The organism is Erythrobacteraceae bacterium WH01K (genome assembly GCA_027941995.1).
Taxonomy (GTDB): Bacteria; Pseudomonadota; Alphaproteobacteria; order Sphingomonadales; family Sphingomonadaceae; genus CAJXSN01.
The window spans coordinates 1,273,130-1,299,254 of the sequence record CP115966.1; the positions used below are offsets into that span (position 1 = coordinate 1,273,130).

29 protein-coding genes are annotated in these 26,125 nt (G+C 64.7%); 8 read left to right on the forward strand and 21 right to left on the reverse strand.

The features are described 5' to 3' along the window. Window positions 1-155 precede the first annotated feature (155 nt). From thiL to hisG, 4 genes are read right to left on the reverse strand one after another with little or no spacing between them, the layout of a single operon-like run. Window positions 156-1,028, reverse strand: a complete 873-nt coding sequence (thiL, locus tag PF049_06280; GenBank protein ID WBY17866.1) for a thiamine-phosphate kinase — start codon at window positions 1,026-1,028, stop codon at window positions 156-158. Beyond that, window positions 1,025-1,489 (reverse strand): transcription antitermination factor NusB, encoded by a 465-nt coding sequence (gene nusB / locus PF049_06285; protein ID WBY17743.1) that lies wholly within the window; start codon window positions 1,487-1,489, stop codon window positions 1,025-1,027. The genes thiL and nusB overlap by 4 nt, the downstream gene beginning before the upstream one ends. Further along, complete coding sequence (gene hisD / locus PF049_06290) at window positions 1,486-2,775, reverse strand: histidinol dehydrogenase (protein WBY17744.1); 1,290 nt, start codon at window positions 2,773-2,775, stop codon at window positions 1,486-1,488. Before hisD ends, nusB begins: the two co-directional genes overlap by 4 nt. Beyond that, window positions 2,775-3,437: an ATP phosphoribosyltransferase gene (gene hisG, locus PF049_06295; GenBank protein WBY17745.1), complete on the reverse strand. Its 663-nt coding sequence runs from the start codon at window positions 3,435-3,437 to the stop codon at window positions 2,775-2,777. Before hisG ends, hisD begins: the two co-directional genes overlap by 1 nt. A gap of 41 nt (window positions 3,438-3,478) precedes the next feature. On the opposite strand from hisG, the gene PF049_06300 reads away from it, so the two are divergent. After that, complete coding sequence (locus tag PF049_06300; protein ID WBY17746.1) at window positions 3,479-4,603, forward strand: DUF2332 domain-containing protein; 1,125 nt, start codon at window positions 3,479-3,481, stop codon at window positions 4,601-4,603. On the opposite strand, the gene PF049_06305 is transcribed toward PF049_06300, so the two are convergent. The 4 genes from PF049_06305 to PF049_06320 are packed head-to-tail and all read right to left on the reverse strand — an operon-like array spanning window position 4,600 to window position 7,528. Next, on the reverse strand, window positions 4,600-5,499 hold the full coding sequence (locus PF049_06305) for an alpha/beta hydrolase (protein WBY17867.1): 900 nt from the start codon (window positions 5,497-5,499) through the stop codon (window positions 4,600-4,602). The genes PF049_06300 and PF049_06305 overlap by 4 nt on opposite strands. Next, window positions 5,499-6,338, reverse strand: coding sequence for an SDR family NAD(P)-dependent oxidoreductase (locus PF049_06310; GenBank protein ID WBY17747.1), 840 nt, complete (start codon window positions 6,336-6,338; stop codon window positions 5,499-5,501). Before PF049_06310 ends, PF049_06305 begins: the two co-directional genes overlap by 1 nt. Before the next feature lie 21 nt (window positions 6,339-6,359). Then, window positions 6,360-7,259 carry a pirin family protein gene (locus PF049_06315; GenBank protein WBY17748.1) on the reverse strand — a complete coding sequence of 300 codons (900 nt, stop codon included), beginning with the start codon at window positions 7,257-7,259 and terminating at the stop codon, window positions 6,360-6,362. Next, the gene (locus PF049_06320) at window positions 7,256-7,528 is read right to left on the reverse strand and encodes a BolA family transcriptional regulator (protein WBY17749.1); all 273 of its coding nucleotides are present in this window, start codon (window positions 7,526-7,528) and stop codon (window positions 7,256-7,258) included. The genes PF049_06315 and PF049_06320 overlap by 4 nt, the downstream gene beginning before the upstream one ends. A 68-nt stretch (window positions 7,529-7,596) precedes the next feature. Between PF049_06320 and PF049_06325 the strand changes: the two genes are divergently transcribed. Next, window positions 7,597-8,205 carry a DnaJ domain-containing protein gene (locus PF049_06325; protein WBY17868.1) on the forward strand — a complete coding sequence of 203 codons (609 nt, stop codon included), beginning with the start codon at window positions 7,597-7,599 and terminating at the stop codon, window positions 8,203-8,205. Between the two features lie 3 nt (window positions 8,206-8,208). On the opposite strand, the gene PF049_06330 is transcribed toward PF049_06325, so the two are convergent. From PF049_06330 to PF049_06340, 3 genes are all read right to left on the reverse strand, one after another. Then, a complete protein-coding gene (locus PF049_06330; protein WBY17750.1) occupies window positions 8,209-8,712 on the reverse strand; it encodes a hypothetical protein in 504 nt (167 codons plus the stop codon). A 142-nt stretch (window positions 8,713-8,854) separates the two neighbouring features. Next, the gene (locus PF049_06335; GenBank protein ID WBY17751.1) at window positions 8,855-9,220 is read right to left on the reverse strand and encodes a DUF1428 domain-containing protein; all 366 of its coding nucleotides are present in this window, start codon (window positions 9,218-9,220) and stop codon (window positions 8,855-8,857) included. Window positions 9,221-9,474: 254 nt separating this feature from the next. Beyond that, the gene (locus PF049_06340) at window positions 9,475-10,323 is read right to left on the reverse strand and encodes an oxygenase MpaB family protein (GenBank protein WBY17752.1); all 849 of its coding nucleotides are present in this window, start codon (window positions 10,321-10,323) and stop codon (window positions 9,475-9,477) included. Window positions 10,324-10,418: 95 nt separating this feature from the next. Between PF049_06340 and cobS the strand changes: the two genes are divergently transcribed. Further along, entirely contained in the window at window positions 10,419-11,414 is a 996-nt protein-coding gene (gene cobS, locus PF049_06345; protein ID WBY17753.1) for a cobaltochelatase subunit CobS, read from the forward strand. 3 nt (window positions 11,415-11,417) lie between these two features. Here the strand turns inward: cobS and PF049_06350 are convergent, their stop codons facing one another. After that, on the reverse strand, window positions 11,418-13,769 hold the full coding sequence (locus PF049_06350; protein ID WBY17754.1) for an EAL domain-containing protein: 2,352 nt from the start codon (window positions 13,767-13,769) through the stop codon (window positions 11,418-11,420). A 175-nt stretch (window positions 13,770-13,944) separates the two neighbouring features. On the opposite strand from PF049_06350, the gene PF049_06355 reads away from it, so the two are divergent. Next, the gene (locus tag PF049_06355; GenBank protein WBY17755.1) at window positions 13,945-16,203 is read left to right on the forward strand and encodes a transglycosylase domain-containing protein; all 2,259 of its coding nucleotides are present in this window, start codon (window positions 13,945-13,947) and stop codon (window positions 16,201-16,203) included. Here PF049_06355 and PF049_06360 read toward each other — a convergent pair. After that, a complete protein-coding gene (locus PF049_06360) occupies window positions 16,200-16,667 on the reverse strand; it encodes a PaaI family thioesterase (protein ID WBY17756.1) in 468 nt (155 codons plus the stop codon). The genes PF049_06355 and PF049_06360 overlap by 4 nt on opposite strands. Then, on the reverse strand, window positions 16,657-17,109 hold the full coding sequence (locus PF049_06365; GenBank protein ID WBY17757.1) for a PaaI family thioesterase: 453 nt from the start codon (window positions 17,107-17,109) through the stop codon (window positions 16,657-16,659). Before PF049_06365 ends, PF049_06360 begins: the two co-directional genes overlap by 11 nt. Before the next feature lie 127 nt (window positions 17,110-17,236). Between PF049_06365 and PF049_06370 the strand changes: the two genes are divergently transcribed. The 3 genes from PF049_06370 to PF049_06380 all read left to right on the forward strand — a co-directional run bounded on the left by PF049_06370 (window position 17,237) and on the right by PF049_06380 (window position 19,257). Continuing rightward, entirely contained in the window at window positions 17,237-17,392 is a 156-nt protein-coding gene (locus PF049_06370; GenBank protein WBY17758.1) for a hypothetical protein, read from the forward strand. 402 nt (window positions 17,393-17,794) lie between these two features. Further along, window positions 17,795-18,364, forward strand: coding sequence for a hypothetical protein (locus PF049_06375; GenBank protein ID WBY17759.1), 570 nt, complete (start codon window positions 17,795-17,797; stop codon window positions 18,362-18,364). A 2-nt stretch (window positions 18,365-18,366) separates the two neighbouring features. Further along, window positions 18,367-19,257 carry a transposase gene (locus PF049_06380; GenBank protein ID WBY17760.1) on the forward strand — a complete coding sequence of 297 codons (891 nt, stop codon included), beginning with the start codon at window positions 18,367-18,369 and terminating at the stop codon, window positions 19,255-19,257. Here the strand turns inward: PF049_06380 and ruvX are convergent. The 7 genes from ruvX to pyrE are packed head-to-tail and all read right to left on the reverse strand — an operon-like array spanning window position 19,254 to window position 24,720. Beyond that, the gene (gene ruvX / locus PF049_06385; protein ID WBY17761.1) at window positions 19,254-19,742 is read right to left on the reverse strand and encodes a Holliday junction resolvase RuvX; all 489 of its coding nucleotides are present in this window, start codon (window positions 19,740-19,742) and stop codon (window positions 19,254-19,256) included. The genes PF049_06380 and ruvX overlap by 4 nt on opposite strands. Next, window positions 19,724-20,974, reverse strand: coding sequence for a DUF3089 domain-containing protein (locus PF049_06390; protein ID WBY17762.1), 1,251 nt, complete (start codon window positions 20,972-20,974; stop codon window positions 19,724-19,726). Before PF049_06390 ends, ruvX begins: the two co-directional genes overlap by 19 nt. Before the next feature lies 1 nt (window position 20,975). Next, window positions 20,976-22,097 (reverse strand): AI-2E family transporter, encoded by a 1,122-nt coding sequence (locus PF049_06395; protein ID WBY17763.1) that lies wholly within the window; start codon window positions 22,095-22,097, stop codon window positions 20,976-20,978. Continuing rightward, window positions 22,094-22,966 (reverse strand): signal peptidase I, encoded by an 873-nt coding sequence (gene lepB / locus PF049_06400; GenBank protein WBY17764.1) that lies wholly within the window; start codon window positions 22,964-22,966, stop codon window positions 22,094-22,096. Before lepB ends, PF049_06395 begins: the two co-directional genes overlap by 4 nt. 31 nt (window positions 22,967-22,997) lie before the next feature. After that, window positions 22,998-23,399 (reverse strand): holo-ACP synthase, encoded by a 402-nt coding sequence (gene acpS / locus PF049_06405; GenBank protein WBY17765.1) that lies wholly within the window; start codon window positions 23,397-23,399, stop codon window positions 22,998-23,000. Continuing rightward, window positions 23,396-24,142, reverse strand: a complete 747-nt coding sequence (locus PF049_06410; GenBank protein WBY17766.1) for a pyridoxine 5'-phosphate synthase — start codon at window positions 24,140-24,142, stop codon at window positions 23,396-23,398. The genes acpS and PF049_06410 overlap by 4 nt, the downstream gene beginning before the upstream one ends. Continuing rightward, entirely contained in the window at window positions 24,139-24,720 is a 582-nt protein-coding gene (pyrE, locus tag PF049_06415; protein WBY17767.1) for an orotate phosphoribosyltransferase, read from the reverse strand. The genes PF049_06410 and pyrE overlap by 4 nt, the downstream gene beginning before the upstream one ends. A 236-nt stretch (window positions 24,721-24,956) precedes the next feature. Between pyrE and coxB the strand changes: the two genes are divergently transcribed. Then, the gene (gene coxB / locus PF049_06420) at window positions 24,957-26,066 is read left to right on the forward strand and encodes a cytochrome c oxidase subunit II (protein WBY17768.1); all 1,110 of its coding nucleotides are present in this window, start codon (window positions 24,957-24,959) and stop codon (window positions 26,064-26,066) included. Window positions 26,067-26,125: the final 59 nt, after the last annotated feature.

A 26,125-nucleotide genomic window follows, 5' to 3' on the forward strand; every position in this document is an offset into this window, starting at 1 on the left:
ATGGCCCCTCTCCGAACCTTGTGTTCTTTTTATGCGGCCGGCCCTGGTTCTTTTGCGGGTCCGGTCCGCGAAAAGGTATAAACACTGGTCGAAGGCGCGCAAGCCTGCTGCGCCGTAGTGTCAACCACGGCGAAAACCGTGTCTCCGGCAGGGGTCTAGTGCGCGTAGCCGAGGCCCGATGCATCGGTGACGGCCAGCCCGTCTAGGATGAGCGGCGTCTCGCCTTCCTCGACCGTGCCGACCGGAACCGCGCCCGCCGGAAGGGCTGCGGAGAGGGGCGCGGTGAAGAGCAGCTGGTAATCGTCGCCCCAGCGCAAGGCATCGGCGCGGCGGTCTTCGGGCACACCGATCGGCACCTCTTCCGATGCGATGACCAGCGTCACACCGCTGGCCGTTGCCAGGCGCCAGCTGTCGAGCAGCAGGCCGTCGGACACGTCCATCATCGCGGTGACATGGGGGGCAAGTGCGCGGCCCTGTTCCAGCAGCGGCATCGGGCGGCGGAATGCGGCGGTGTCGCCCTGCGTCCCGGCGCGCAGGGCCTCGAACCCGGCCATCGCCGCGCCGACCGGACCGGTCAGGAACAGCGTATCGCCCGGCTGCGCGCCCGACCGAGAGGGGACGGGCATATGCACCGCGCGCCCGATGGCCGTCAGGCCCAGCGTCCGGTCACCGCCATCGCCCTTTACCGTGTCGCCGCCCAGCAGGGGGCAGCCAAAGGTCAGCATGGCTTCGCCCAGGCCATGCAGGAAGCGGTCGTCGTCCCGGCCCAGCGTGTGGGACAGCATCAGGCCGACAGGCTCCGCCCCCTTCGCTGCAAGGTCGGACAGATTGGTGGCGACCAGTTTCCAGGCGACGTCGGCCATGTCCTGCGAAGGCAGCCAGTGGACGCCTTCGACCATGCTGTCATGGGTCAGCACCAGCGTTTCGCCGCCGATTTTCAGCACGGCGGCATCGTCTGCCAGACCCCGCGCGCCCCGGTGGAGGGGCAGGCGGCGCAGCGCCTCGATGAAGGCAAGCTCGCCCGTCAGGCGCGCACGTCCTTCGCCACGCCGTCGAGCAGGCCGTTCACGAATTTCGCGTCGCGGTCGTCGAAGAAGGCCTTGGCCACGTCGACATATTCGCTGATCGCCGCGCCGACCGGAATATCCGCCCGGGCCAGCAGTTCGTATGTCCCGCAGCGCAGGATCTGCAGCATCGCCTTGTCCAGCCGCTTGAGCGACCAGCCGCTGGCCAGCCGGGCCTCGATCGCGGCGTCGATTTCCCCGCGCCGGGCATCGACGCCCTTCACGATGTCGTCGAAGAAATCGGTTTCCGCCTCGGCATATTGCTCGTCCTCGACCTCCTGCCCCAGCCGGTGCTGGTGGAATTCGTTGAGCAGCTTGGGCAGCGGCGTGCCCTCCATGTCCTTCTGGTAAAGGGCCTGGACGGCGGCGAGGCGGGCGGCGGAGCGCGCGACAGATCGTTTTGGGGATCGTTTGGGAGAATTCATTTGAGGCGCATCTCTATAGATGCGGCATGGGCAGGCAAGCCCTCCGCATGGGCCAGGCGGGCAGCGGCAGGGCCAAGCGCTCCCAGCCCGTCGGCGCCCATCGCGATGAAGCTGGTGCGCTTCATGAAATCTAGAACCGACAGCCCGCTGGCAAACCGTGCGCGGCGACCGGTCGGCAGGACATGGTTAGGCCCCGCCACGTAATCGCCGATGGCTTCGGGCACGTGGCGGCCGAGGAAGACGCTGCCAGCATGGCGCAGGCCCTTCATCAGCGCGTCCGGATCGTCCACCGCCAGCTCCACGTGTTCCGCGGCAAGGCGATTGGCGAGGGGGAGGGCGTCTTCCAGCGTGTCGACGACGATCAGGGTGCCATTGGAATCCCAGCTCTGCCGGGCGGTCTTGCCGGTCGCCAGCGCGGCGCATTGCAGGTCGACCTGGTCCTCCACCATGGCGGCAAACGCGGCATCGTCGGTGATCAGGATGGACTGGCTGGTCGGATCGTGTTCCGCCTGGCTCAGCAGGTCGGCGGCAATCCATGCCGGATCGTTCTTCGCATCGGCAATGACCAGGATCTCGCTCGGCCCGGCAACCATGTCGATGCCGACCGTGCCGTAAAGCTGGCGCTTCGCCTCCGCGACCCAGGCATTGCCGGGGCCGGTGATGACATCGACCGGCGCGATGCGGTCCGTGCCGTGGGCCAGCGCGGCAATGGCCTGCGCCCCGCCGATGCGCCATATCTCGTCCACGCCCGCAATATGCGCGGCTGCCAGGACCAGCGGATTGACCTCGCCCTTCGGTGTGGGGGTGACCACCGCCAGACGCCCGACGCCCGCGACCTTTGCAGGAATGGCGTTCATCAGCAGCGAAGAGGGATAGGCCGCGCGTCCGCCCGGCACATACAGGCCCGCGGCATCCACCGGCAGCCACTTCGCGCCCAGTCGCACGCCGGCATCGTCGGTATAGTCGCGATCCTCGGGCAGCTGCGCCTCGTGATAGGCGCGGATGCGGTCGGCCGCCAGGTGCAGCGCATCGCGCAATTCGCCGTCCAGCCCGGCATGCGCTTCCTCGCACCGGTCCGCCGAAATCGTCCAGTCGCCATCGCCGCCGAGGCCGTGGCCGTCGAAACGCTGCGTATATTCGATCAGCGCGCGGTCGCCCTGCGCCCTGACGCGGGCGATGATTTCGGATACGTCGCGCCCGACATCCTGCGCGGTGTCGCGGCGGGCATTGACCAGCCGGTCGAACCGCTCTGCAAAATCGGGATCGCTGGTGGAAATGTGTCGCATCAGGCTGCCTTCTGCCTGTCTTCGGCATCGGCGCGGAACGCCTCGACCAGCGCGGCGACGCGGGCATCGGTCTTCAGCGCCGCACGGTTGACGATCAGGCGCGCACTGATGTCGAGGATGCGTTCACGCTCGACCAGCCCGTTTTCCTTCAGCGTCCGGCCGGTGGAAACCAGGTCGACGATGCGCCCGGCAAGGCCCAGCGACGGGGCAATTTCCATCGCCCCGTTCAGCTTCACGCATTCGGCCTGGATGCCCTGCGCCTCGAAGAAACGGCGGGTCAGGTTGGGATATTTGGTGGCGATCCGCAGGTGGCTGGCTCCGCGCGCGCTCATGTCCATATCGGCAGGCTCCGCCACGGCAAGATGGCAGTGACCGATGTCGAGATCGACCGGCGCATAAAGGTCGGAATAGTCGAATTCCTCAATCACGTCGGAGCCGACAATGCCCATCTGCGCTGCGCCATGCGCGACGAAGGTCGCCACGTCGAAGGCCCGCACGCGAATGAGCGACATGTCGTCCCGCGTGGTGGCGAAGGTCAGGCTGCGGTTGCCCTTGTCGTGGAATGCGTCCTCCGGCACGACACCCGAACGCGCCATGACCGGCAGCGCTTCGTCGAGGATACGGCCCTTGGGCACGGCGAAGGTAAGCGGCGTTTGCGACATGGCGCGCGAGATAGGGACCGGAGGCTGAAAGGGCAATCGCGATGATGGCAGATGGGCAGGATTCGGGCGAAACGGATGGCGGTGGGAAAGTAGCTTCCGACAATCCGGGCGCGGTGATGGAAATCGCATCCATCCCGCAAGCGATCGAATGGCAGTCGCGCCACTGCGAGGAGGCTGGCGCGCCGGGCACCGCCATGGTGGTCCGTGCCCTGCTGGCGCTGGAAGATAGCGAGGCAGCGACCGCCCGGCGGATCTTCGGCTGGCAAGGCCTGACGCTGAAGGACGCGCTGCCGCTGCGCATCAATGGCGGCCTGCACAACCTTGTCCTGTCGGGAGAGGACACGCGGCTGGCGGCGGTCTATGGCGGGCAGGTGCGCGATCAAGCCCATGCCGATGCGCTGGTGCGCGAATTGGTGCAAACCTACGACACGCGGCTGCTGCCGTGGCTGGACGGACCGCCGCAGACCAACGAGGCCGGGCGCTCGGCCAGCCTGATGGCAGGCCTGTTATGGCTGACGGAGCTTGTGTGTCCCCCCTTCGAGATGCTCGAAATCGGGTCCAGTGCAGGCATCAACATCATGATGGATCGCTATTTCTTCGATCTGGGCGGCCGCACGGTCGGCTCGGCAGGCAGTCTGATGCGGATAGAGCCCGAATGGAAAGGCGATGCGCCGCCCGCGACGTCGCCCGCGATCGTGTCGATCAGGGGATGCGACATCGCGCCCGTCGACCTGACCGATGCTGAGGCGGCCTTGCGTCTGAAGAGCTATGTCTGGCCCGAGGCGTCGGAGCGGATGCACCGGATCGATGTAGCGCGGGAGCTGGCGATGGAAAGCCCGCCCGATATTGCGCGGCTCGATGCTGCCGGGTTCGTGACGCAGGCGCTCGCGCAGGACCAGGCAGAAGGGACCACGCGGGTGCTGTTCCATTCCCTCGTCTGGCAATATGTCCCCGATTTCCAGCAGGATGCCGTGATTGAGGCGATGGAGGAGGCAGCCGCATCCGCCTCGCCCGGGCGTCCGCTGGCGTGGCTATCACTCGAGACCAACCGGGAAACCTTCGCGCACGAACTGGTCGCCCGGTACTGGGACGGAGCCACGAAGGGCGAGCCGCATTTGCTCGCCAGCGCCCACCCGCATGGCGCGTGGGTCGAGTGGCTGGCCTAGCGCGAGAGGAAGTCCTCCATCCCTTCGTTGACCGCCTGCGGTGCCTCCCACGGGACGAAGTGCCCGCAGCCTGGCTCCTCCACCACGGTCAGGTCGTCGATGACCTCGTCCAGCCCCTCAAGGTTCTCCGGCGGTAGCGCGCCATCGTCCAGCGCCCAGATGACGAGGGTGGGGATGGAGAGGTCCGGCAGGGCGGGCGGCGTCCAGTCCGCCGGGATTTCGAAGGGCGCGTCCATCGGCGGCACGACGATCGGGCTGGCGCGGTAGTAATTGATCATGCCGACCGCAGCATCGCGGTCCTCGTAATCGCGCATCAACGCGTCGTGTTCTGCCTGCTCCATCGCGTCGGACCGGCCCCAGGTCACTTCCTGTTCGAGAATGCCGGGAATGCCCTTCTCGCGGATCAGGGCGTCGTTCGCGGGATCGCGGAAGCCTCGGATATACTGGCTCGCCTCGCGCTGGCCGGGATGGGTGTAGAGCAGCCTCTGGAAGACCAGCGGATGAGGAGCGTTGGCGATGATGGCCCGCGTCACGCGCGACCCCTGTCCGCCCAGCGCCACGCCCCACGCAATCGCGCCGCCCCAGTCATGGCCGACGATGGTGAAGGTCTCCACGCCCAGCGCATCGGCCAGCTGGAAGATGTCGCCGATCAGCTTGTCTGGCGTATAGGACGCCGCGTCCTGCGGTTTCGACGAACCGCGATAGCCGCGCTGGTCGGGCGCAATGCAGCGATAGCGGTCGCGGAAATGCGCAATCTGGTGGCGCCAGGTCCGGTGGCTTTCGGGAAAACCGTGGAGGAAGATCAGCGTGTTGGCGCCGTCCTGCCCCGGCGGAGGGCCGGTATCGACGACATCCAGTTCGATCCCGTTCGCCAGCCGGACGCGGACCTGCTCCATCACTCGCTGGCCTCCATCTTCTCCATGTAGCCGTCGGCGACCATGCCTGCGACCTGGTCGAAAAGCTGGTCGGGCGTGCGCCGAAGCTCGCCCATCGCTTCTTCCATGCCGCGCGCCACGATGATCTCGCGCTGGTTGAGGGCAACGGCGTCCAGCATGGTCGCGGCCGCCTCGTCCGCGGGGATGCCGTTGTCGATCACCTTGTCGCTCTTCTCGCGCTTCGCCCCGTCGCCCTTCAGCGCATTGCGACTGACATCGGTGGCGACCGAGCCGGGATAGATGACATGGACGTCGACGCCGTCCTGCGACAGCTCTGCACGCAGGGCATCGGCGTAGCCGGCAAGGCCGAACTTCGCCGCGCAATAGGCCGTGCGCATCGGCACGCCGACCTTGCCCGCAATGCTGGAAATGAACAGCAGACGGCCCGTTTTGCGCTGCGTCATGTGCGGCAACAGCGCCTGCGTCGCGGCGATCTGGGACGTCAGGTCGATATCTATGATGTCGCGGTAGACCTGCATGTCCGTCTTCACCGCGCGGCTGCGCTGCGAGACGCCCGCATTGGCGACGAAACCGTCGATCCCGCCCGGGCTGTCGGTTGCCGATTCTCCGGCCCATTCCGCGGCCTTGCCGGTCGCCCGCAGCATCGCGTCATGATCGCGCACGTCGAAGGGGAGGATAAGCGTGTCGGTAGCGATATCGCTCGCCACGCCGGCCAGCCGGTCCTCGTCGCGGCCCGACAGGATGACCCGTGCGCCGCGTGCGCCCAGTTCGCGGGCCAGCGCGGCGCCGATGCCGCTGGATGCGCCGGTAATCCACCAGCATTCGTTTTCGTAAGCCATGGTCTCTCCCTGATCGTTGTGTCAGGGATAGGTGACGGTCTTCGGCACGTCGGGCAAGGGGATGCGTTCTTCCCGGTCGCCCGGCACTTCGGGAAAGCGGCCGTTTCGCCAGTCGTCCTTCGCCTGCTCGATCCGTTCCTTGCTCGACGATACGAAGTTCCACCACGCGGTGCGCCCGGTCGCAAAAGCCTCGCCGCCCAGCAGTACGACCCGCGCGCCTTCGGCAGAGGACAGGGTCATCGCCATGCCGGGTTTCAGCACGGTCAGCTGGTAGGGCTCCAGCGCAATCCCGTCGATTTTCGCATCGCCGCCCACGACCATGACCGCGCGCTCGTCCGCCTCGGCCTCCACCGGGATACGGCCGCCGGGGCCAAGGACGATCTCGGCATAGATCGTATCGGCATAGGTCGTCGTGGTAGCGCGTTCGCCCCACAGGCTGCCCATCACGACGGTCGCGCGGGCAGAGCCGTCATCGACCACCGGCAGGTCCTTCACCGCCTCGAACGCAGGATCGATTTCCTCGCGCCCGTCGGGGAGGGCAAGCCAGGTCTGCATCCCGTAGAGCTGCGGCCCTGCGTCGCGTTCTTCCTGCGGGCTGCGTTCCGAATGCACGATCCCGCGACCCGCCGTCATCAGGTTCACCTGTCCCGGGCGAATGGTGCTGAACGTGCCCAGCGAATCGCGGTGGTCGATCGCGCCCTGGAACAGCCATGTCACGGTCGCCAGGTTGAGATGCGGGTGCGGCCGCACGTCCATCCCGTCCCCGATGGCGAGCGATCCGGGCCCGAACTGGTCGACGAAGATGAAGGGCCCGACCATGCTGCGCGCCTTCGACGGCAGCGCGCGCCGCACCTCGAACGCGCCGAGATCGTGCGTCGTCGGCGTGATGACCTGTTCGACCGCTTCCTCCAGCCGGCTCATGGCGTGGGCGCGCTGGCCTGGATGGCGAGGGCGTGGACCCGTTCACCCGGTATGTCGCCCAGCGCCTTGTTCACGGCGCGCTGGCGCTCCACGCGGTTCATGTCGGCAAAGGCGGGGGCCTCTATCACCACGGTGAAATGTGATTCCCCGCTGCCGTCATCGCCCGAATGGCCGGCATGGCTGGCACTGTCGTTGATGACTTGCAGCCGCGTGGGCGAGAACGCCTCCATCAGCAGCTTTTCCATTTCCTGTTGCACCTGGCCTGCCATGACGATCCTTTCGCGTTTTGCGGTCCGGGGGGTTTTCACCCGGCCTTGCATACCCCATCCTAATGGCGATGCGCAGTGCAAGGTTCCATGGACGATACGAGGATACTGGTCACACGTGCGAGCACCCGACCTGCCAGGAAGCAGGCGAGTTCCGCGCGCCCGGGGCCAGCGGCAACAGCTTCGACGGGCCCGGCCAGTGGCGCTGGTTCTGTCTCGACCACGTGCGCGAATTCAATGCAGGCTATGACTGGTTCGAAGGGATGAGCGCGGACGAAATCCTGGCCGCGCAGTCGCCCGCATCCGGTTGGCGCACGGAAAGCCGCGCCTTTCGCGGCGGGCCGGGCAGCCTTGGCGCCGGGGTCGACGGAATGCCGCGCTGGTCCGATTACGACGATCCGCTGGATGCCATCGGCGCGCGTGCCGCCGGGATCAAGAGCCGTGCCCGGCGCGAGGCCGAGATGGCCATGGACGGCCGGTTCAGCCCGGATGAGGCCAAGGCGCTAGAGGTCATGGGGCTGGGTCTGGAAACCGACCGCCGCCGGCTTCGTCGCCGCTATTCCGAACTGGTCCGCCGGTATCATCCCGACCGCAATGGCGGCGACCGTAAGTTCGAGAAACGCCTGAACCGCGTTGTCGATGCCTACCAGTTGCTGCGAAAATCACGCGCTATCGGCTGACCGTCAGACGGCATCGCCCGGCGTGATATGGGCGATGACCCGGCGCAGCGTTATGTACATCAGGACGACCGTGGCCCCGGCCAGTCCGATGACGGTCACGGTCCCGATGAACAGCGCTTCGTAAAGGGTCTCGAACCATTGGCGGGGCAGGTCCTCGAACTCACCGACCGGAAAAACGAAAGCCAGCAGAAGGAACAGGCTGCCAAGCAGACTGGCAGTCGCAAGGCGGGCGATCAGGTCGACGTCGCGATAGGCCTGGTCGCTGAAGTCGTGGTCCATTCGGCGGATCATGCCGATCAGCGTCAGCATCAACGCAAGGATCGTGGTAGAGCCGCCGGCAATGGCCGAGGCAAGATACAGTCCCGCACGCGACAGGGCGTCCAGCAGCGCGATCGCCTCCGCCGCGGAATAGACCGTGCCAATGGCGCTCCGTGCGAAGTAACCGGCCGCGGCGATTATGAAGAAGGTCGCGATGGGCCAGGCGTGGCATTTGATAAATTGCAGCATCGCCTGACCTAGCCTTAGGTCGGTAGATCGTTCCGCCCTGTCTGCCTAACCCTTGTTAAGTCGGGGTTGGCGGGCATCGGTCCTGCACGCTGCTGCCTCAGTGCCTGTTGCATCCTTGCCGGGTTTCAGACGGACGGGGAGGTCATGCCAGCTTGCCGTCCGTGTCGAAGATCGGCTGGAAGCCGGAAAAGATCATGCGTTTGCCGTCCATCGGCATCTCGCCCAGCGCTTCGAACCGCTCGTCGCTTTCCATTTTCGCATAGGCCGCGTCGCGGGCAGCCTTGTCGGGATATTCCATCCACGAGAACACCACCGTCTCGCCGTCCTTCGCATCGACGGCGCGGTAGAAATCGGTCTGCTTGCCGCGCATCAGGTCGTCGCCCCAGCATTCGACCATGCGCCTCACGCCGATATCCTTGAACAGCGGTGCGGACTTGCGGGTGAATTCGAGATAGTCCTCTTTCCTGTCGGCCGGAACGGGGGCGAGAAATCCTTCGATATACGGCATGCCATGGTCCTCCATCATTTTCCTACACGCGCCTTATGTGCCAGCACGTCCGGTCGATGGAAAGCTATCACGATTCGCGCCGGCCTACCTGTTTGCTGACAAGGGCAGCGCGGTTTTCCCTCGTTCCCCGCGCGAAGTGTCAACTTCGTGTTTTTAAGGACTATCGCTTCGTTTCAGGGACTTGGCGGACAAACCTGCGAGAAGGGAGAGATTTGCACTGTCGCCTTCGTCAACTTCGCAATTCCCGGGCGGGGCTATTGGCGGAAGGCCCAGCGCAGCGTCCGTCCTACGCCCCATGTCGCCGCACGGGCGGGAATGCCGCCTATTCCGGGACGCTCCAGCCCGAGCATCGACCGGGCGAAGGCGGGCAGGGTGGCGGTCGCTTCCGACACCAGCGCTTTCTGCAGGGCGGCAGGCGCGCCCTCGGGCTTGATCTCGCTCACGAAGCGGGCAACCTCGCGGGCCTCGGGCGAGGTGGTCAGGTCGGCCCGCAGCTCGCGGAAGATGGCCTCGGCCTCGCGCTGGTCCAGCGGGACCGGATCGGCGCCCAGCGCGCGGGCGATGATGGCGAACTGGCGGTAATATTCGTCCCGCTCGCCATGCGGCATGTCGGGCCGGACATGGCGGATATAGGCGGCAAGGAAGCTGGTCGCCTCCGCCACGTGGACCCAGGCCAGCGTGCGCGGGTCGGTCGCGGAATAGGGGGTGCCGTCGGGAAGCGTGCCGTTTACGTGGCGGTGGATGCGGTTGACCCGCTCGATCGCCTCTTTCGCGCGGTCGCGGTGGCCGAAAGTGGTGGTGGAAATGAAGCTCGCCGTGCGCCGCAGCCTTCCGTGCATGTCGGTGCGGAAATTGGAATGGTCGAGCACGCCCTGCAGCGCATGGGGGTGCAGCATCTGCAGGAACAGGCCGCGAATGCCGCCGACCATCATGCCCACGATATCGGCATGGACCATGCGGATCGGGCTGTCCTTTTCGAACAGGGCATTGTCGCTGGGCGGTTCGGGCTGCACCAGATCGGGCCGCTCGTGGAAAACCGCGCGAACGCGGCCCACCAGCTGGCGTCGCAGGAATTCGGACGGGGAGGGCGGCGATGGCGGCATTGCGCGGTAGATATAGGGATTTGTCGGCAGGGAACAAAATGTCGCCCTTGGTCCCGCTTGCAGGGGAGGGTTCGCGCGGCTAACCGCTGGCAGCAATGAACGACATGACCGAAAAAACCTTCGAAGCCCGCGACAAGACCCTGATGGCCGCGCCCGACACCACTGTCGACGTGCGCGAAACCTTCGGGGTGGATATCGACTGGCAGGTCCCCGCCTTCTCGAAAGCGGACGACCGCGTGCCGGATCTGGACGAAAGCTACGTCTTCGACCCGGATACAACGCTGGCGATCCTTGCCGGGTTTGCCCACGACCGCCGCGTGATGGTCCAGGGCTATCACGGCACGGGCAAGTCGACGCATATCGAACAGGTCGCAGCGCGCCTCAACTGGCCCTGCATACGCATCAACCTGGACGCGCATATCAGCCGTATCGACCTGATCGGGCGCGATGCCATCGTGCTGCGCGACGGTTTGCAGGTGACGGAATTTCGCGAAGGCCTGCTGCCGTGGGCCCTGCAACATCCCGTCGCCCTTGTGTTCGACGAATACGATGCGGGCCGACCCGACGTGATGTTCGTGATCCAGCGCGTGCTGGAACAGCAGGGCAAGCTGACGCTGCTCGACCAGAACCGCGTGATCCGCCCCGATCCGTACTTCCGGATGTTCGCGACCTCGAACACGGTCGGCCTGGGCGATACCAGCGGGCTGTATCACGGCACGCAGCAGATCAACCAGGGCCAGATGGACCGCTGGAACATCGTGGTCGGGCTGAACTACCTGCCCGCCGAGGTGGAGCAGGACATCGTCGCCTCGAAGAACTCCGATACCGATCCCAAGCTGCTGGCCGACATGATCAAGGTCGCGGACCTGTCGCGGCAGGGGTTCATGAACGGCGACATCTCCACCGTGATGAGCCCGCGTACGGTCATCACCTGGGCGCAGAATGCCGCCATCTTCAAGGATACGGGCTTCGCCTTCCGGTTGAGCTTCCTAAACAAGTGCGACGAGGCGGAACGGATGCTGGTGGCGGAATACTACCAGCGCGTGTTCGGCGAGGAATTGCCCGAGAGCGTGGTTTCCAGCGCGAACTGACCGTCAGGCGAACCTGCGGCCCTTGCCGGGCTGTTTCACCGTATCGGTGGTCGCCGCCTTCAGGTGTGACACCTTCGCCGGCTTCGCGCGGGCAGCGCGAAGCTCGGCACCGTGTTCCAGCTCTGCGGGCGGCCTTGCGTGGTCGAACAGGAACCCCTGGACTGACGTGCAGCCCGTTGCGCGAATGCGTTCGAGCTGCTCGGAATGCTCCACGCCCTCGGCCGTGGTCCGCATCTTGAGCTTGCCTGCCAGGCCGACGACCGCGTTGACGATGGCGTCGCTGTCTTCCTTGTTGGCGATGTCGCGCACGAAACAACGATCGATCTTGATGCGATCGAACGGGAAACTGCGCAGGTAATTGAGGGAGGAATATCCGGTCCCGAAATCGTCGAGCGCGATCTGCACGCCGATATCGCGGATGCGATGCAGCAGTTCGAAATTCTCGTCATTGTCCTGCATCAGGAGCGATTCGGTGATTTCAAGCTCCAGCCGCTGCGGCGCGACCCCGCTCGCGGCAAGCGCGCCGACAATCGTGTTGAGGAGCCCCTCGTCGCGCATCTGCGCAGGAGACAGGTTCACGGACACGGTCAGGTGCTCGGGCCAGTTGGCGGCCTCGTTCAGCGCTTCGCGCAGGACCCAGGAACCGATCGCCATGATCTGCCCCGTCTCCTCCGCAATGGGGATGAACACGGCGGGGCTGACATCGCCGCGTTCGGGGTGATGCCAGCGGAGCAGCGCTTCGTAACCGACGGTTTCGGTTGTCGCTGCGTCTTTCAGCGGCTGGTACTGCACTTCCAGTTCCCCGCGCGACAGGGCAGCCCTGAGGTCGAGCTCGAGCGCGCGGCGGTCCTGCACTTCCTGCTGCATGCCAGGGTCGAACACGCTCGCCCCGCTGCGACCGCGCGACTTGGCATCGTAGAGCGCAAGGTCGGCGGCCTTCAGAACGTCTTCGCCGGTGAGGCCGTTGTCGGGCGCAAAAGCGACGCCAACGCTTGCCCCGATGGGGAGGGGCTGGACCTGTCCCTCGATCCCGATCGGATCGTCCATCGCGGACACAATCGCCTGCGCGATGCCGAGCGCTTCCTGGCGGTCGGCGAGCCTGTCCAGGAGCACGGCAAACTCATCGCCGCCAAGCCGTGCCACCATGTTGGAATTGCCGACGGCCTGTTCGATCCGGCGTCCGGCCTCGGCTAGGACCGTATCGCCGATGACATGGCCGTGCCTGTCGTTGATCGCCTTGAAATGATCCAGGTCGACGTAAAGGATGCCGAGTATCTGGCCGTGGTCCTGCCGGTCGAAGGCGCGGCGCAGCGCGGTGTTGAACAGGCTGCGATTGGGCAGGTTGGTCAGCACGTCGTAATGCGCCATGTAGGTGACCTTGGCCTCTGCCCGGCGCGAGCGGGAGATATCGGCCATGAACCCGCGCCAGCAATCGAGATTGCCCTCGCTGTCGTAGATCGGGCGCGCGCTGATCGACCACCAGCAGCTTTCGCCTTCGATGGTAAGCGGAATGACAAGGCCGCGGAAATTTTCTTCTTTCTCGCCGAGGACACGCAATTCGTCGCGTTCCGGACAGTCGTCGAACAGGAGGGAAAGCCGCATCCCGTCGAGCTCTTCCGCGGACCGGGCAGCGGCCTTGCAGAAGCGGGCATTGGGACGGAGGATGCGGCCATCTTCGTCGCATTCGAACAGCCAGTCGCTGCCGTCTTCGTCATACTGGTTCAGCAGGAGCTGGATGGTCTCGCTCGCTTCCCTCAGGCGGCGCGTACGCAGGCGGCGCGTCGCGAACAGGAAGTGGAGATTGAAAACTGCCCAATGCAGGAAGACGAACCCGGAACAGGCCAGGATCGCCGCCATCAGGACAGGGCCCGAATGGAAGGCGACCAGCGGAACGGTGGTTGCCGCTGCATAGATAGCCGTCGCCAGGATTGCGCGGCGAGGCATCGCCACCATGCACAGGGCGTCGACGAACATGATGAACAGGGCGCTCATCGCGATGATTGGCGCGTATGCGGGAGGAGCGATGGAAAGACCGACCGCCGTCACGCCGCCCCAGAAGAGCGCCCGAACGATGACGAGATCGCGGTAAGAGGCATAGTTCTGCCTGTGCGACTGCGTGCGAGACGCGATACGTTTTTCGATCTGGATCTGCCGGGCAATGATTGCAAAGCCGCCAGCTGCAAAGATCCCCAGCAGTATAGCATTCGCGAAGGCCGCATAGATAATCAGGCCGGCTGCAAGTCGGGCGGCATCCCATCCGAGGTAGGGGAAGGCCGCCGTATGATTGAGCTTGCAACGCGCCCACCATTCCACGTCCTTGTCGGCAACGCGGTGATTGATGAGATTGAGGAGCAAAAACTCCCTGACGGACTGTTTTTGCAACCAGCTATTCAGCATCGACCCCTTAACCCTCGCCGAAATCTCTCGTGGTGAGAGCCGTTTAGGTCCGGGTGGTTAAGATGGTGTTGCCGCTGGATCGCCCGCAAACGAAGCTCTCGTTTTTACCGTGTTGATGGTCTAATACAGTTCGATGCGCCGCTTTTCCCGTTCTTCCCGCCAGGCAGAGGACGAACCGTCCCGTCACGAGGGTTATTACCCCATCGCGGACAGTCCCGCAGCGGGCTGGAGCGAGGAAGACGACTGGGATGCAGAAGCCGACTGGGACGACCGGCCCGGAGGCGTAAACCGTGACCCCTTCGCAAACGAAGTGGATCAGGAATCCCGCGGACTAGGACGAACCGGCTGGCGTCGTCTGCTGACGTGGAAATGGATCAGGCGCGGCCTCCTGCTGCTTGCCGCCGTCGTCATACTGCTGATCGGCTACCTGGCGATAACCGCTCCGCTTTCGAAGTCGCTTCAGCCCGTCGTCCCGCCGCAGGTCACGCTGCTTGCATCGGACGGCACCCCGATCGCGCGCAGCGGCGCGATTACGGAGCCCCCAGTGCCCGTATCCGAGCTTCCGCCCCATGTGGTCGATGCATTTCTGAGCGTCGAGGACCGGCGGTTCTATTCGCATTGGGGAGTCGATCCGCGCGGTCTGGCGCGAGCCGCCTGGTCCAATGCCACGGACGGAACCGTCCAGGGCGGCAGCACCATCACCCAGCAATTGGCGAAGTTTACCTTCCTGACGCCGGAACGCAGCCTGACCCGAAAGGCGCGCGAGATGCTCATCGCCTTCTGGCTGGAGAGCTGGCTGACGAAGGACGAGATTCTGACGCGTTATCTCGCCAATGCGTATTTCGGGGACAATACGTACGGATTGCACGCCGCCAGCCTGCACTATTTCCATCGCCGGCCGCAAAACCTGACTGTTGCGCAGGCCGCCATGCTTGCGGGCCTTGTGCAGGCGCCGTCCTACCTCGCGCCGAGCAAGCATTACCAGCGCGCCGAAGAGCGCATGCTTGTTGTGCTGGGTACCATGGTGGCGGCGGGGCACCTGACGCAGGCGGAAGCGGACGCGGTGAAGGCCCCTTCGCTCGATATCCGCAGTGGCGACGTGATGCCGACAGGGACCTATTTCGCGGACTGGGCACTGCCGCAGGCCAGGGACCGCGTGGAAAGCGGTTATGCCCGGCAGACCCTGACCACCACGCTGGATGCCCGGTTGCAGACGATTGCGCGTGACGCGGTTGCCCGCGCTCCGCTGGGCGGCGCGCAGGCCGCGCTCGTCGCGATGCGCCGCAACGGCGAAGTCGTCGCCATGGTGGGGGGCAAGGATTACGCCAGCTCGCCCTTCAACCGCGCCACGCAGGCGAGGCGGCAGGCCGGATCGACCTTCAAGTTGTTCGTCTATCTCGCAGCGCTGGAGGCCGGGGCGCAGCCGGACGACGTCGTCAGCAACCTGCCGATCGAAACCGGTTCCTATCGGCCGAAGAATTCCGGCGGGAAATACAGCGAGAGCCTGACACTGGAACAGGCCTTTGCCGCGTCCAGCAATGTCGCCACCGTTCGCCTGTTCGAACAGGTGGGGAGCGAGAATGTCATCGAAATGGCCCGCGCCTTCGGGATAGAGGCCCCGATGGACCAGGGCGATCCCAGCCTTGCACTGGGCACGGCCAGTATTCCCCTGATCGATCTCACCGCGGCTTACGCCGGCGTTGCCAGCAATTCCTTCCCGGTGGAGCCGACGGCGTTCCCCAAGCCGGAACAGGGCTGGTGGGACTGGTTCTGGAACGGCCCGGAAAGCCTGGGTTCCGCCGATCACGAGGCCATCGAGACGATGCTGCGTAGCGCCATCAATTCGGGAACGGGACGCGCGGCGATGCTCGCCGGGCCCAATTACGGGAAGACCGGGACCACACAGGACAACCGCGACGCGCTGTTCGTCGGTTATGCAGGGGACCTCGTGGTGGGCGTCTGGATCGGGAACGACGACAATTCGTCGCTGGGGGACATCTCCGGCGGCGGTGCCCCTGCGCGGATTTGGAAGGACTTCATGCGCCGGGCCCTTGGCGCGCAGGACCAGGCGACGAATGGCGGGAGCGCGCCCAGAGCCGATCCGTCAGGGCCGGTGGAACCTCTCGACGTGCCCGAACCGTCCGACATTCCGTCCGACCTACCCGGCGATCTTCCGGGCGGGCCGGGTGATGTCAGCCTCAGAATGGAGGACGGCGAGGTTATTCTGCGGACCCGGGTCGAGGGCATTCCGATCGATGTGCGCCTTGGCGAAGGCGGTATGCGGATGGACGACGAGGCGATAGAAGAGGCTCGGCGCGAAGCGGAGGAAAGGGTTCGCGAAGAAATCGCCGAAGCGACCGAAAGAGCGCGCGAGACTGCAGGCGAGCGCTAGGTGCCGGATGTACCGGACGCCGCGGGAGCCTCATCCTCGATTTCGCCCATCAGGACATTCATCACAGCGGTCGCACGCGGCCTTGACCTGTCGTCCTGCCAGCATTCGACCTCTACATTGGCATTCCTGCGGCCCAGCTTGGTAATCCGCGCCTGCGCGTACAATGTCTCCGACTTCGCGCCGGCGAGGAACTGCATGGTGATGTTGATCGGCTTGAGCTGGACCTGCGTCCGCCCGTCCATCTTCAAGCGCATCCGGATTGCGCCATAGCCCGCTGTTTCGAGCAGACCACTGATCGCGCCGCCATGATAGTGGGACGGCCGGCCCTGCACCGTATCGGAAAACGGCACGCTCAGGATGGGTTCGTCCTGCAGGTCATGGACGGTTATGCCCATCGACCGGGCGTATGGGGTGAGCAGCGCGTCCATGTCGGCAGGGTCGTTTGCAGGCGTGTCAGTGGACATTTCTCGTTCCTCCACCAATGGCCATGAACACCCCGGCCATGTTCGCGACGGGATCGTCCGGATCGCCGTCATGCGCGATGCCTTTCACGAAGGCTGCGGAGCGCGTGAGGCGGTAGCACTGCGAACGGCCGAAAACGGCCTTGCGAACCTTTGCGGGGCGCAGGTAATCGACCCGCAGGTCCAGCGTCGCGATGGGCCTGAATTCCCCCATCCGCGTCCAGATCGCCATTCCGCTCGCCATGTCCATCAGGCTGATGATGGGGCCGGAGGCGAGCACCGCGCGGTCCGCCTCGCCGATCAGGTCCTCGCGCCAGGGAAGCTCTATTTCCACCCAGTCGTCCCCGTGATCCGCATAGCGCATGCCCAGCCAGCCATTATGGCTGCCCCCGAACATGAAAGGCGCGAAGGTTTCGGGATCGAATTTGGGTTGCTCGTCACTCATCGCTGCAACCCAGTGATAGAGGTCCGCCGCGATGACAATGTTTTAATTGTCCCGGTGGACCAGGGCGCGCCAGTTTCGCGATCCGCGCTGCCCATTCCGGGCCGCCGCAACAGGAGGGTCGCAAACCTTGAAACTACCTCAAATCAGTATCGACAGCCTGCCCGATCTCGAACGGGTGACCGGCGTTTTCGGCAGCCTGATCGACGGCGCCAGCGCCACGGTGGACGACCGCGTCGTGATCATCATGGTCTATCTCTACGACCATATGTCCCTCGGCCTTTAGGGGAGGCGGACATGGTTCCCTGTGCCGAACTTTCGGCCTTCATCGCCGACCGTTCGGCACAGGTTTCTGCCCAGCGCCTGATGACGCGTGCAGCCACTGCATGGCGGAAGTCCGAAGACGTGGCGCCCGTGTCGAAGACTCTGCGAGACTATGGCGACGGCTCTCCGCTGGAGGAGTGCGCTGCGCTGTTCGAACTGATGGGCGATCCCGCAAAGGCCGAAGCGTTCGCAAGTGGGTTCCTGACGGCCATGACTGCGGCCATGGCCGAACAACCGTTGGGCCATCCATGTTTCTGGCACAGCATCGAAGGCGATTTCACCGCCGTCCACTTGCTGCATTCGGGACAGGCGACACTTTCCCCTGCTGGTCGTCGAAGCGGATGCAGGTTCGCCGACAACACCCGTGGTTTCCGCCAGCTTCACCGCGACCGAGCGGCACGAGATCATCCTCGCCGGAAAGGCCGAAGGGGAGATGTACAGTCTCGAAAACTCGTCGAACCTTCGCCGCAACAACGGCCGAAAAGTCTTTGAAAAGGGACAGGTCCTGCACTTGCCTGCGTGGACAGTTCGGGTGTTCCAGCAGGTTTCGGCTCCGCTCGTCAGCCTCCGCCTGTCGCGCCGACCCCAGCCGATGCCCGTCACGAAGCAGGTGCGGCTCTCCGATGGAGCGGTGCTGCACGAGGCAGCGGGCGATCCGGTGGATACGCGTCACGAATTGATGGCGGCCCTCCTGGGCGAGATGCAGCATGAAGAGGCGACGCCGGCACTTGCGGCCTTTGCATCCCGTCCAGGCTTTTTCGGCGCCCGGTGGGAAGCACTGCGCCGTACGCTTGCGCTCGACACGGAGACCGGTTTCCGGCTGCTGACGCGCATCGCCGACGATCCGGACGACCCAATAGCTGCAGACGCATACAGGCTGCGCGGTCGTCTTCTGGAATCCCATCCGGTCCTTATGAATTTGGTGGAGGGCTGACCATGCCAGCTGTCATCGAGGCCGGGACATGTGCGCCAATCTCCCTTGCAGAGGCTGTCGCGCGGCTCGACGCACTCAACCCGGACTTCCGGGACGACGGGGATATTTCCGAAGCGGCCCGATGCCTGTCCGCACTCGATGCGAATCGCGCTTTCCTCGGCGATCTGATCGCCCGTGAGCTCAAGACAGGCCACAAGGAAGTGCCGGGCGAAAACGGTTACGGGCCTCAGGCTATCATGCTGTCCGGAGCCCGGACCGGCTACTTCCTGCGCGCGAACATCTGGCCATCGCCGGGCGAAAGCGCTTTCCGGTCGAGCGGGCCGGAAAGCTTCGTCTACGGACTGCCGCACGACCACAATTTCGATTTCCTGACCGTCGGTCATTTCGGGCCGGGTTATGGCAGCGACTATTACGAATACGATTACGATACGGTCGCGGGCATTTCGGGCGAGAATGCAGGCTTACGGTTAGCAGAACGCTCTATCCTCTCGCCGGGCCGGATGCTGCATTACCGGGCGCACCGGGACGTGCATGCGCAATTGCCGCCTACCAGCCTGTCCGTTTCGCTAAACATCGTTGCAGCCGACCCGGCGCGCAGCTGGTGCGACCAGTACCGCTTCGACGTCAGGGAAAACCGCGTCGCTGCAATCGTCAATTCCGGGGCGAGCGAAGCGCTGCTGCGATGCGGCATCGCCATGGGGCACGGCGAGACGCTGGATCTGGCAGGCCGGTTCGCACATCACCATCCGTGCGAGCGGCTGAGGCTGGCCGTTTTCGACGCTCGCAGCTGTATGGAAGTCGATGCGGACGCGGTGTGGCGCGAAGCGGAACTGTCGGGCAGCCGCCTCGTCGCAGGGGAGGCCCGGCTCAGGCGGCAACAGCTGGAGCGCTAGAAAATAGCCCCGCCGGCAAGCCTGTCGATCGCGGCTTGCAGGATGATGGCCGCCGCGTGGCTGTCGATCCTTTCTGCCCGACGGGCACGGCTGGTGCCCTGGTCGATCATGGCGCTATCGGCGCTCTGGGTCGACCAGCGCTCGTCCCACAAGAGGACGGGCAGGTCGAACGCCTCCACCATGTTTCGGGCATAGGCGCGGCTGGCCTGCGCCCGCGGCCCCTCGCTCCCGTCCATGTTGCGGGGCAGGCCAATGACGATGCCTGCGACCTCTCGCGGAGCCATGATGGTGCGCATCGCCTCGCGGTCGCGGCCGAACTTGCCACGCGGCAAGGTCTTGCCTGCCGTGGCGAACCGCCATCCGGCATCGCAGGTCGCGATCCCGATGGTTTTTGTACCGAGGTCGAGCGCCATCAACACGCCGCCATCGGGCAGCGCATCGCCGAATTCGGCAGCGTTCTCGGTAATCAGCGCGCTGCTTCCCATGCCCGTACCCGGCTCACCACGTTTCGCTGGAGGTTCCGCCAGAACAGCGGGATGTCGTAGACGTGATAATTGTTCCCCGGCAGCACCGCGTTGCCGATTTCCGGCGGGTCGCCGATCAGCAGCAGCCCGTTTTCATCGCATCGCGCCGGAACGCCGCCGGGAACGAGCGAAGCGGAGGAGAAATCCTCTTCCGGTATGAACGTACCCAGATTGGCAGAGGCAGGCGCGCTGCCATTTGCGCTGCCGGTGATCGGATTGACGCAGACGATCGGCCCGTCGCCCCTCGGCTGCCCGTCGAACCCCGGCGTCATGCTGTAGCGTTCCATGACGAAAGAGGGATCATTGTCGTCTGCAAAGCTCGACCAGGTCGAGATGCATGCCGACTGGTTGACACTGCCGCAGACGGGAAAGGGCAGGGCCGGGAGGTCATGCTCGACCGAAATCGGCCAGCCTATTGGATAGACGGCGGCGATCCTGTCCGCCAGCGGCGTTCCCGCCACGCGGTCCTGCAGCAGGCGCAGGATATGCAGCGAACCCTGGCTGTGGCCGGCCAGCACGATCGGCCGCTCTTCGTCGACGCTTTCGATGAAATAGGCGAAGGCCTGCTCGACATCGCGATAAGCGGCATCGATTGCCTTTTGCGCGTCATCCCCGTCGGTCAGGAACGCGCCGACCGATGCCTGCCTGTATTTCGGGGCCCAGATCTCGTCCGCACGGTTGAACGCGCTGGCAAGGCCCCTGAGGAACAGCCGCGCCCGCAATTCCGCCTGTTCGTCGCCTAATGCGGCGTTCCAGTTTACCTCGTCCCGGAAATTGACCGGGATGTAGCTGGTGGGATGGACGAAGAAGACTGCGAAATCGGGGATGTCACCGGCGGGCACGATTTCTGCCCGGCGCGTCGTTTGCGGCGTCAGGTCCGCGCTTCCCTCTGGAAGGCTGGCCTCCGTCGCCGGATTTTCGGGCGACGGGGCGGGGGACGCGTCGTCAGCGTCCTCATCTTCGGCAATCGCAGGCTGATAACGCGAGGGATCGTCCGTGCCTATGCCGGGCCGCGAATACCACATGTCCGGATCCTCGTAGGCATTCCGGGCCAGGGCATCCTGCTCCACGAATTCGCCGCGCGGGACGAGCGCGATCTCGGTCGCTTCTCTCGACCAGATGCTGAGCGCGAAGCCCGCAACGACCACCAGAACGACCAGAAAGACGATGAAGTAGAGGAATTTACGCGCCAATTCAGGTTCCCGTTTGCGTTGTTGCAACACCGTCGCCGTTTGCCTGCGACTGTATCGCCTCGTCGTTCTGCTCCGCCCGGCGTTCCAGCGCTACCTTGAGCATGGCCATCAGCGGGTCGGCCAGCAGCAGGCCCAGAATGCCGAACAGAATGCCGAGGATCAGCTGCGCGGCCAGTACCAGCGCCGGTGCAAGGTCGACGGTCTTTTTTGCGATCATCGGAATGACGACATAACCGTCGAAGGTCTGGACGAAGAAATAAATGCCGATGGTATAAAGGCCGGTTTCCGCGTCCACGCTGAAACCGACCATGGCCATCAGCAACCCGGAAATCGGCGCGCCAATATTGGGAATGAACGCCAGCAGGCCCGTCAGGATGCCGAGCAGGGCCGCCATAGGCACATCGAGCATGGTCAGGGCCAGGAAAGTCACGAATCCTTCGAACACCATGCCGAGAAGACGCCCGGCCATCAGGCGCCTCAGGGTATGGGCCATCCGGTCCAGCGTGACGCTGAAGGATTGGCGACTGCTGCGCGGGGCAAACCATTCGACACCGCGTTCGTAGAGCCTAGGCTCGAAAGCGACGTAGATCCCGATGATGACGATAAGGATTGCCGTTGCCACGCCGCCTGCAAGGCCCGTGAGCGCCTTCGTGACCGTACCGACGCCACTCAGGACCTGGCTGCTCATGGATTGAAGCTGTGACAGGGAAATGGAGACGCCGTTCGCCTCGGCCCACTGCTCGATCAGTGTCCCCTGCCGCTCCACTATGGAGGGCAGTTCGGCGGCCTGCTGCGTGATTTGCGCACCGGCAAAGGTGACCAGCCAGTAGAAGAATGCGACGACGCCGATCAGGACCAGCGACACGCGCCAGCGCCGACCGATCGGCAGTACTCGGCCCAGAAGGCGCGAGCCGCCATCGATCATCGATGCAAAGACAAGCGCACCGAAAATGACCAGCAGGCTTTGCGAGATATAGACGGCGAGTGCGACCAGCCCGATGACCGTGACCCAGACGAAGGCGCGGTTTGCCTCGTGCCGCAGCCGCGGGTCGAGGATGAATGCCGGGCTGGAGCCGTGCGTTTCAGGCCCCTTGTCGTCGGTATCGGGCCCTGCTTCGCTCATGCGACGGGATCGTTTTCCGCATCGGCCGGCGGCGTGCTGATCTCCGGTCGCAGGCTGGTCCAGGCCCGCCCGCTACGCATCGCGGCAAACCAGCTGATCGGGTTCCACGACGCCGTGCCGTCGAGCGAGAAGGTAATGAACTCGGCCCGGCCGCCGATATTCTCGAACGGGATGGGGCCGCCAAGTCCCTGCTCCATGATGCTGGCGCGGCTGTCTGCCGAATGGTCGCGGTTGTCGCCCATCACGAAGACGTGACCTTCGGGAATGAGGATTTCGTCCATGTTGTCGAGCGGGTAATCGGGCTGGTGGTCGAATATCCGGTAGGTCGCGCCGTTGGGCAGCGTTTCCTGGTATGTCGGGATGCGGCAGACTTCCTCGCCGCTTTCCGTGCGGGCCTGGAGCCCCGGATAATCGAAGGTGGTGCAGGGCGAATTGGGATCGACCGGGACTTCGATGGCCGGCACGACTTCCTGCGGCACGGGTTCCCCGTTCAGCACGATCTGGCCGTTCGTGACTGCGATCCGGTCCCCCGGCAAGGCGACGACACGCTTGATATAGTCCTCGTCCCGCTCGGGATGAACCGGGATGACGATATCGCCATATTCCGGGACGCTGCCGGAGACGCGCCAGTCACCGCGCGGGGCCATGTGGAAACTGATCGAGGCCCAGCTATAGCCATACGGGTATTTGCTCACCACCAGCCGGTCCCCGACCAGCAGGTTCGGCATCATGGATTGGGAAGGGATGTAGAACGGTTTCGCGATGAAGCTGTGAAACGCCACGACGGCGAGAAGCATCAGTGCCAGCCCGCGTATTTCCGCGAACCAGTTCACTTTCTCGTCGTCTTTTTTCTTGGTCTTTTCGGTCACGGGATTGTCGGTATCCGTAGGTGGGTCTGGATCAGATCGGGTGGGCCTCGATGATCACGAAGGCTTGTGCCCATGGGTGATCGTCGGTGAGGGTGAGGTGAATGACCGCCTCATGGCCATCGGGCGTCAGTTCCGCAAGCCGCTTGGCCGCGCCGCCTTCCAGTGCCAGGGTCGGCGCACCGGATTTTGCGTTCACGACGCCGATGTCCTTCATGAAGACCCCTCGGCGAAAACCGGTTCCAACCGCCTTGGAGAACGCCTCCTTCGCGGCGAAACGCTTGGCATATGTGCCCGCGATGGTGAAGGGGCGGCGCCGCGCCTTGGCGCGCTCCGTTTCGGTGAAGACGCGGTTTTCGAACCTTTCCCCGAAACGGTCGAACGAGTTCTGGATGCGCTCGATATTGCACAGGTCCGATCCCAGCCCGATGATCATCGCACTTCGTCCATCAGGTCGCGCATCCGCCGGACGGCGTTTTCCAGTCCGACGAACACCGCCTCTCCAATGAGGTAATGGCCGATATTCAATTCCGCGAGCTGGGGAATGGCGGCAATCGGCTGCACGTTCTCGTAGGTGAGGCCGTGGCCCGCATGGGGCTCGATCCCGTTCTTCGTCGCCAGCGCCGCCATGTCGGCAATCCGCTTTACCTCGCTCGAGACTTTCTCGCGGTCATCGTCGAGGCAGGCGTGGGCATATTCGCCGGTATGAAATTCCGCGATGTCCGCGCCCAGGCGAATGGCAGCATCCAGTTGCCGCTCCTCTGCCTCGATGAACAGGGACACGCGGATGCCGGCATCGACCAGGCTCGTGACGATGGGCGCCAGCTGGTTGTGCAGGCCGGCCGCATCCAGTCCGCCCTCCGTCGTCCGCTCTTCCCGCTTTTCCGGCACGATACAGGCGGCATGCGGCTGGTGGGCGAGGGCGATGGCCAGCATTTCATCGGTCGCCGCCATTTCGAGATTGAGCGGCAGGCCGGTCGCATCCTGGATCCGTTTCAGGTCGCCATCGCGGATGTGACGCCGGTCTTCGCGCAGATGGGCCGTGATCCCGTCGCCGCCGACTGCCGCGACGATCTGCGCGGCGCGGACCGGATCGGGATGGTCGCCGCCGCGGGCGTTCCGGATGGTCGCCACATGGTCGATATTGACGCCGAGGCGCAGTTTCGCGGCTGCGTTCAAGATGCGCGGCTCCCCGGCTTGGTCACGGGCACGGCTGCCAGCTCTGCGGGGACGTCTTCGTCGGCATAGGTCGGGAAGTTCAAGGCGACGAGCGGATAGAATGGTACCCCGAGGTCGACCGAACCGCCCGACCTGTCGACGAGCGACACTTCGGCGATCACCTCGCCGCCTTCCTGGCCGACCGCCTTTATCGCCTCGCGGCTGGAAAGACCGGTGGTGACCACGTCCTCCACCATCAACACCTTCGCACCGGGTTGCAGAGCGAATCCGCGCCGCAGGTGGAAGACTCCGTCCGGGCGCTCGAGGAACATTGCGTCCTTTTCCAGCGCACGGCCCATTTCGTGGCCGATAATCAGGCCGCCCATGGCCGGGGACACCACGCAATCGATCTGCTGACGCAGTTCGCGGGGGATATTTCGCGCCATCGCAGCCGCCAGGCGAGCCGCGCGTTCCGCGTTCATGAGGACGCGCGCACATTGCAGATAGAACGCGCTGTGGCGTCCCGACGACAGTAGGAAATGCCCTTCGAGCAGGGCGTCGCAGCTACGGAATTCGGCAAGTACGTCTTCGTCCGTCATCGGGTCCTCGATACTGTTGCAGGGCCATTATGGGGCGCCGATCTGGGCTGGCAATTGCAAGCGACACCACGGGGCTTGCGGAAAAATGTCCGTAGAAGCGCTTGAGACAGTGGGCAAGCGTCCGTATAGGCCGCGCAGTCCGGCTGCCCTATATGGCAGGCGAAGCCCCCCTGTGCGGGGCAAACTACAGATGCCAGATGGCCAGCAATGGCCGGAAATTGGGAAGCTTGTTCGCAATGATGACTACCGCCCGGCCTACTGCCACCCTCCGCGCCCTGGCGATGCTGTTTGCCGCCGTTCTTCTGGCATTCGGCGCACAGGCCGCTTTCGCGCAGGACGAATCGCTTGTTCCGGAGGCCGGCACGGTCGGTGAAATCGATCCCGCCGCTTCGGCAGAAGTTGCCGACAGCGACGAAGTGGCCCCCGGTGCGGACGCGGCCGGTTACGAATATTACGGCCCCGAGATGATCAAGGGTCAGCCGACCGCCTTCGAAGACGATGCGCTGGCCAGCATGACCTTCCAGGACCAGTACACCGAAAACGGCGAATACGCGCAGTGGATGCATGACATCATCCTGATGCCGATCATCACCGTAATCAGCCTGTTCGTCCTCGGACTGCTGCTGTGGGTGGTCGCGAAATATCGTCGCCGCGAAGGTCGCGAGCCTTCGAAGACGACGCACAATACGCTGGTCGAAGTGGTGTGGACGATCGTTCCCGTCATCATCCTCGTCGTGATCGCCGTTCCGTCCATCACGCTGCTGGCGCGCCAGTACGAAACGCCGCCGGCCGATGCCATCACGATCAAGGCGACCGGTTACCAGTGGTACTGGGGCTACACATATCCCGACCAGGGCGGCTTCGAGATCATTTCGAACATGCTTCCCGAAGAGGAAGCTCTTGATCGCGGGCTGCCGGGCCAGCTGGCTGTCGATAACCGGATGGTTGTTCCGGTCGGTGTGCCGCTTCGCATCCAGACCACCGCCGCAGACGTCATTCACTCGTTCGCCGTGCCGAGCCTGTGGTTCAAGCTCGACGCCGTACCGGGCCGCCTGAACGAGCGTCTGCTGACGATCAACGAGCCGGGCATCTATTACGGCCAGTGCTCCGAACTTTGCGGCGCGCGTCACGGCTACATGCCGATCGCTATCGAGGCTGTCCCAATGGAGCGATACCGCCAGTGGGTCGCGGCGCAGGGCGGTACGTTCGGTGAAGAGGAAGAGGCCGCTCCGGAGGCCGCTCCGCTGCAGGATCCGGAAAGCTCCGTCCCGGGCGCTCCGGGAGCCGGCGCCCCGGCCACGATCGACACCGCTCCCGAAGGCGCGGACGCGCTCGACACCGAGTAAGACAGGGCACGTTCCCCTGTCCGTAGTGACACCGGGGTGCGGCAGGACTAATGATAATC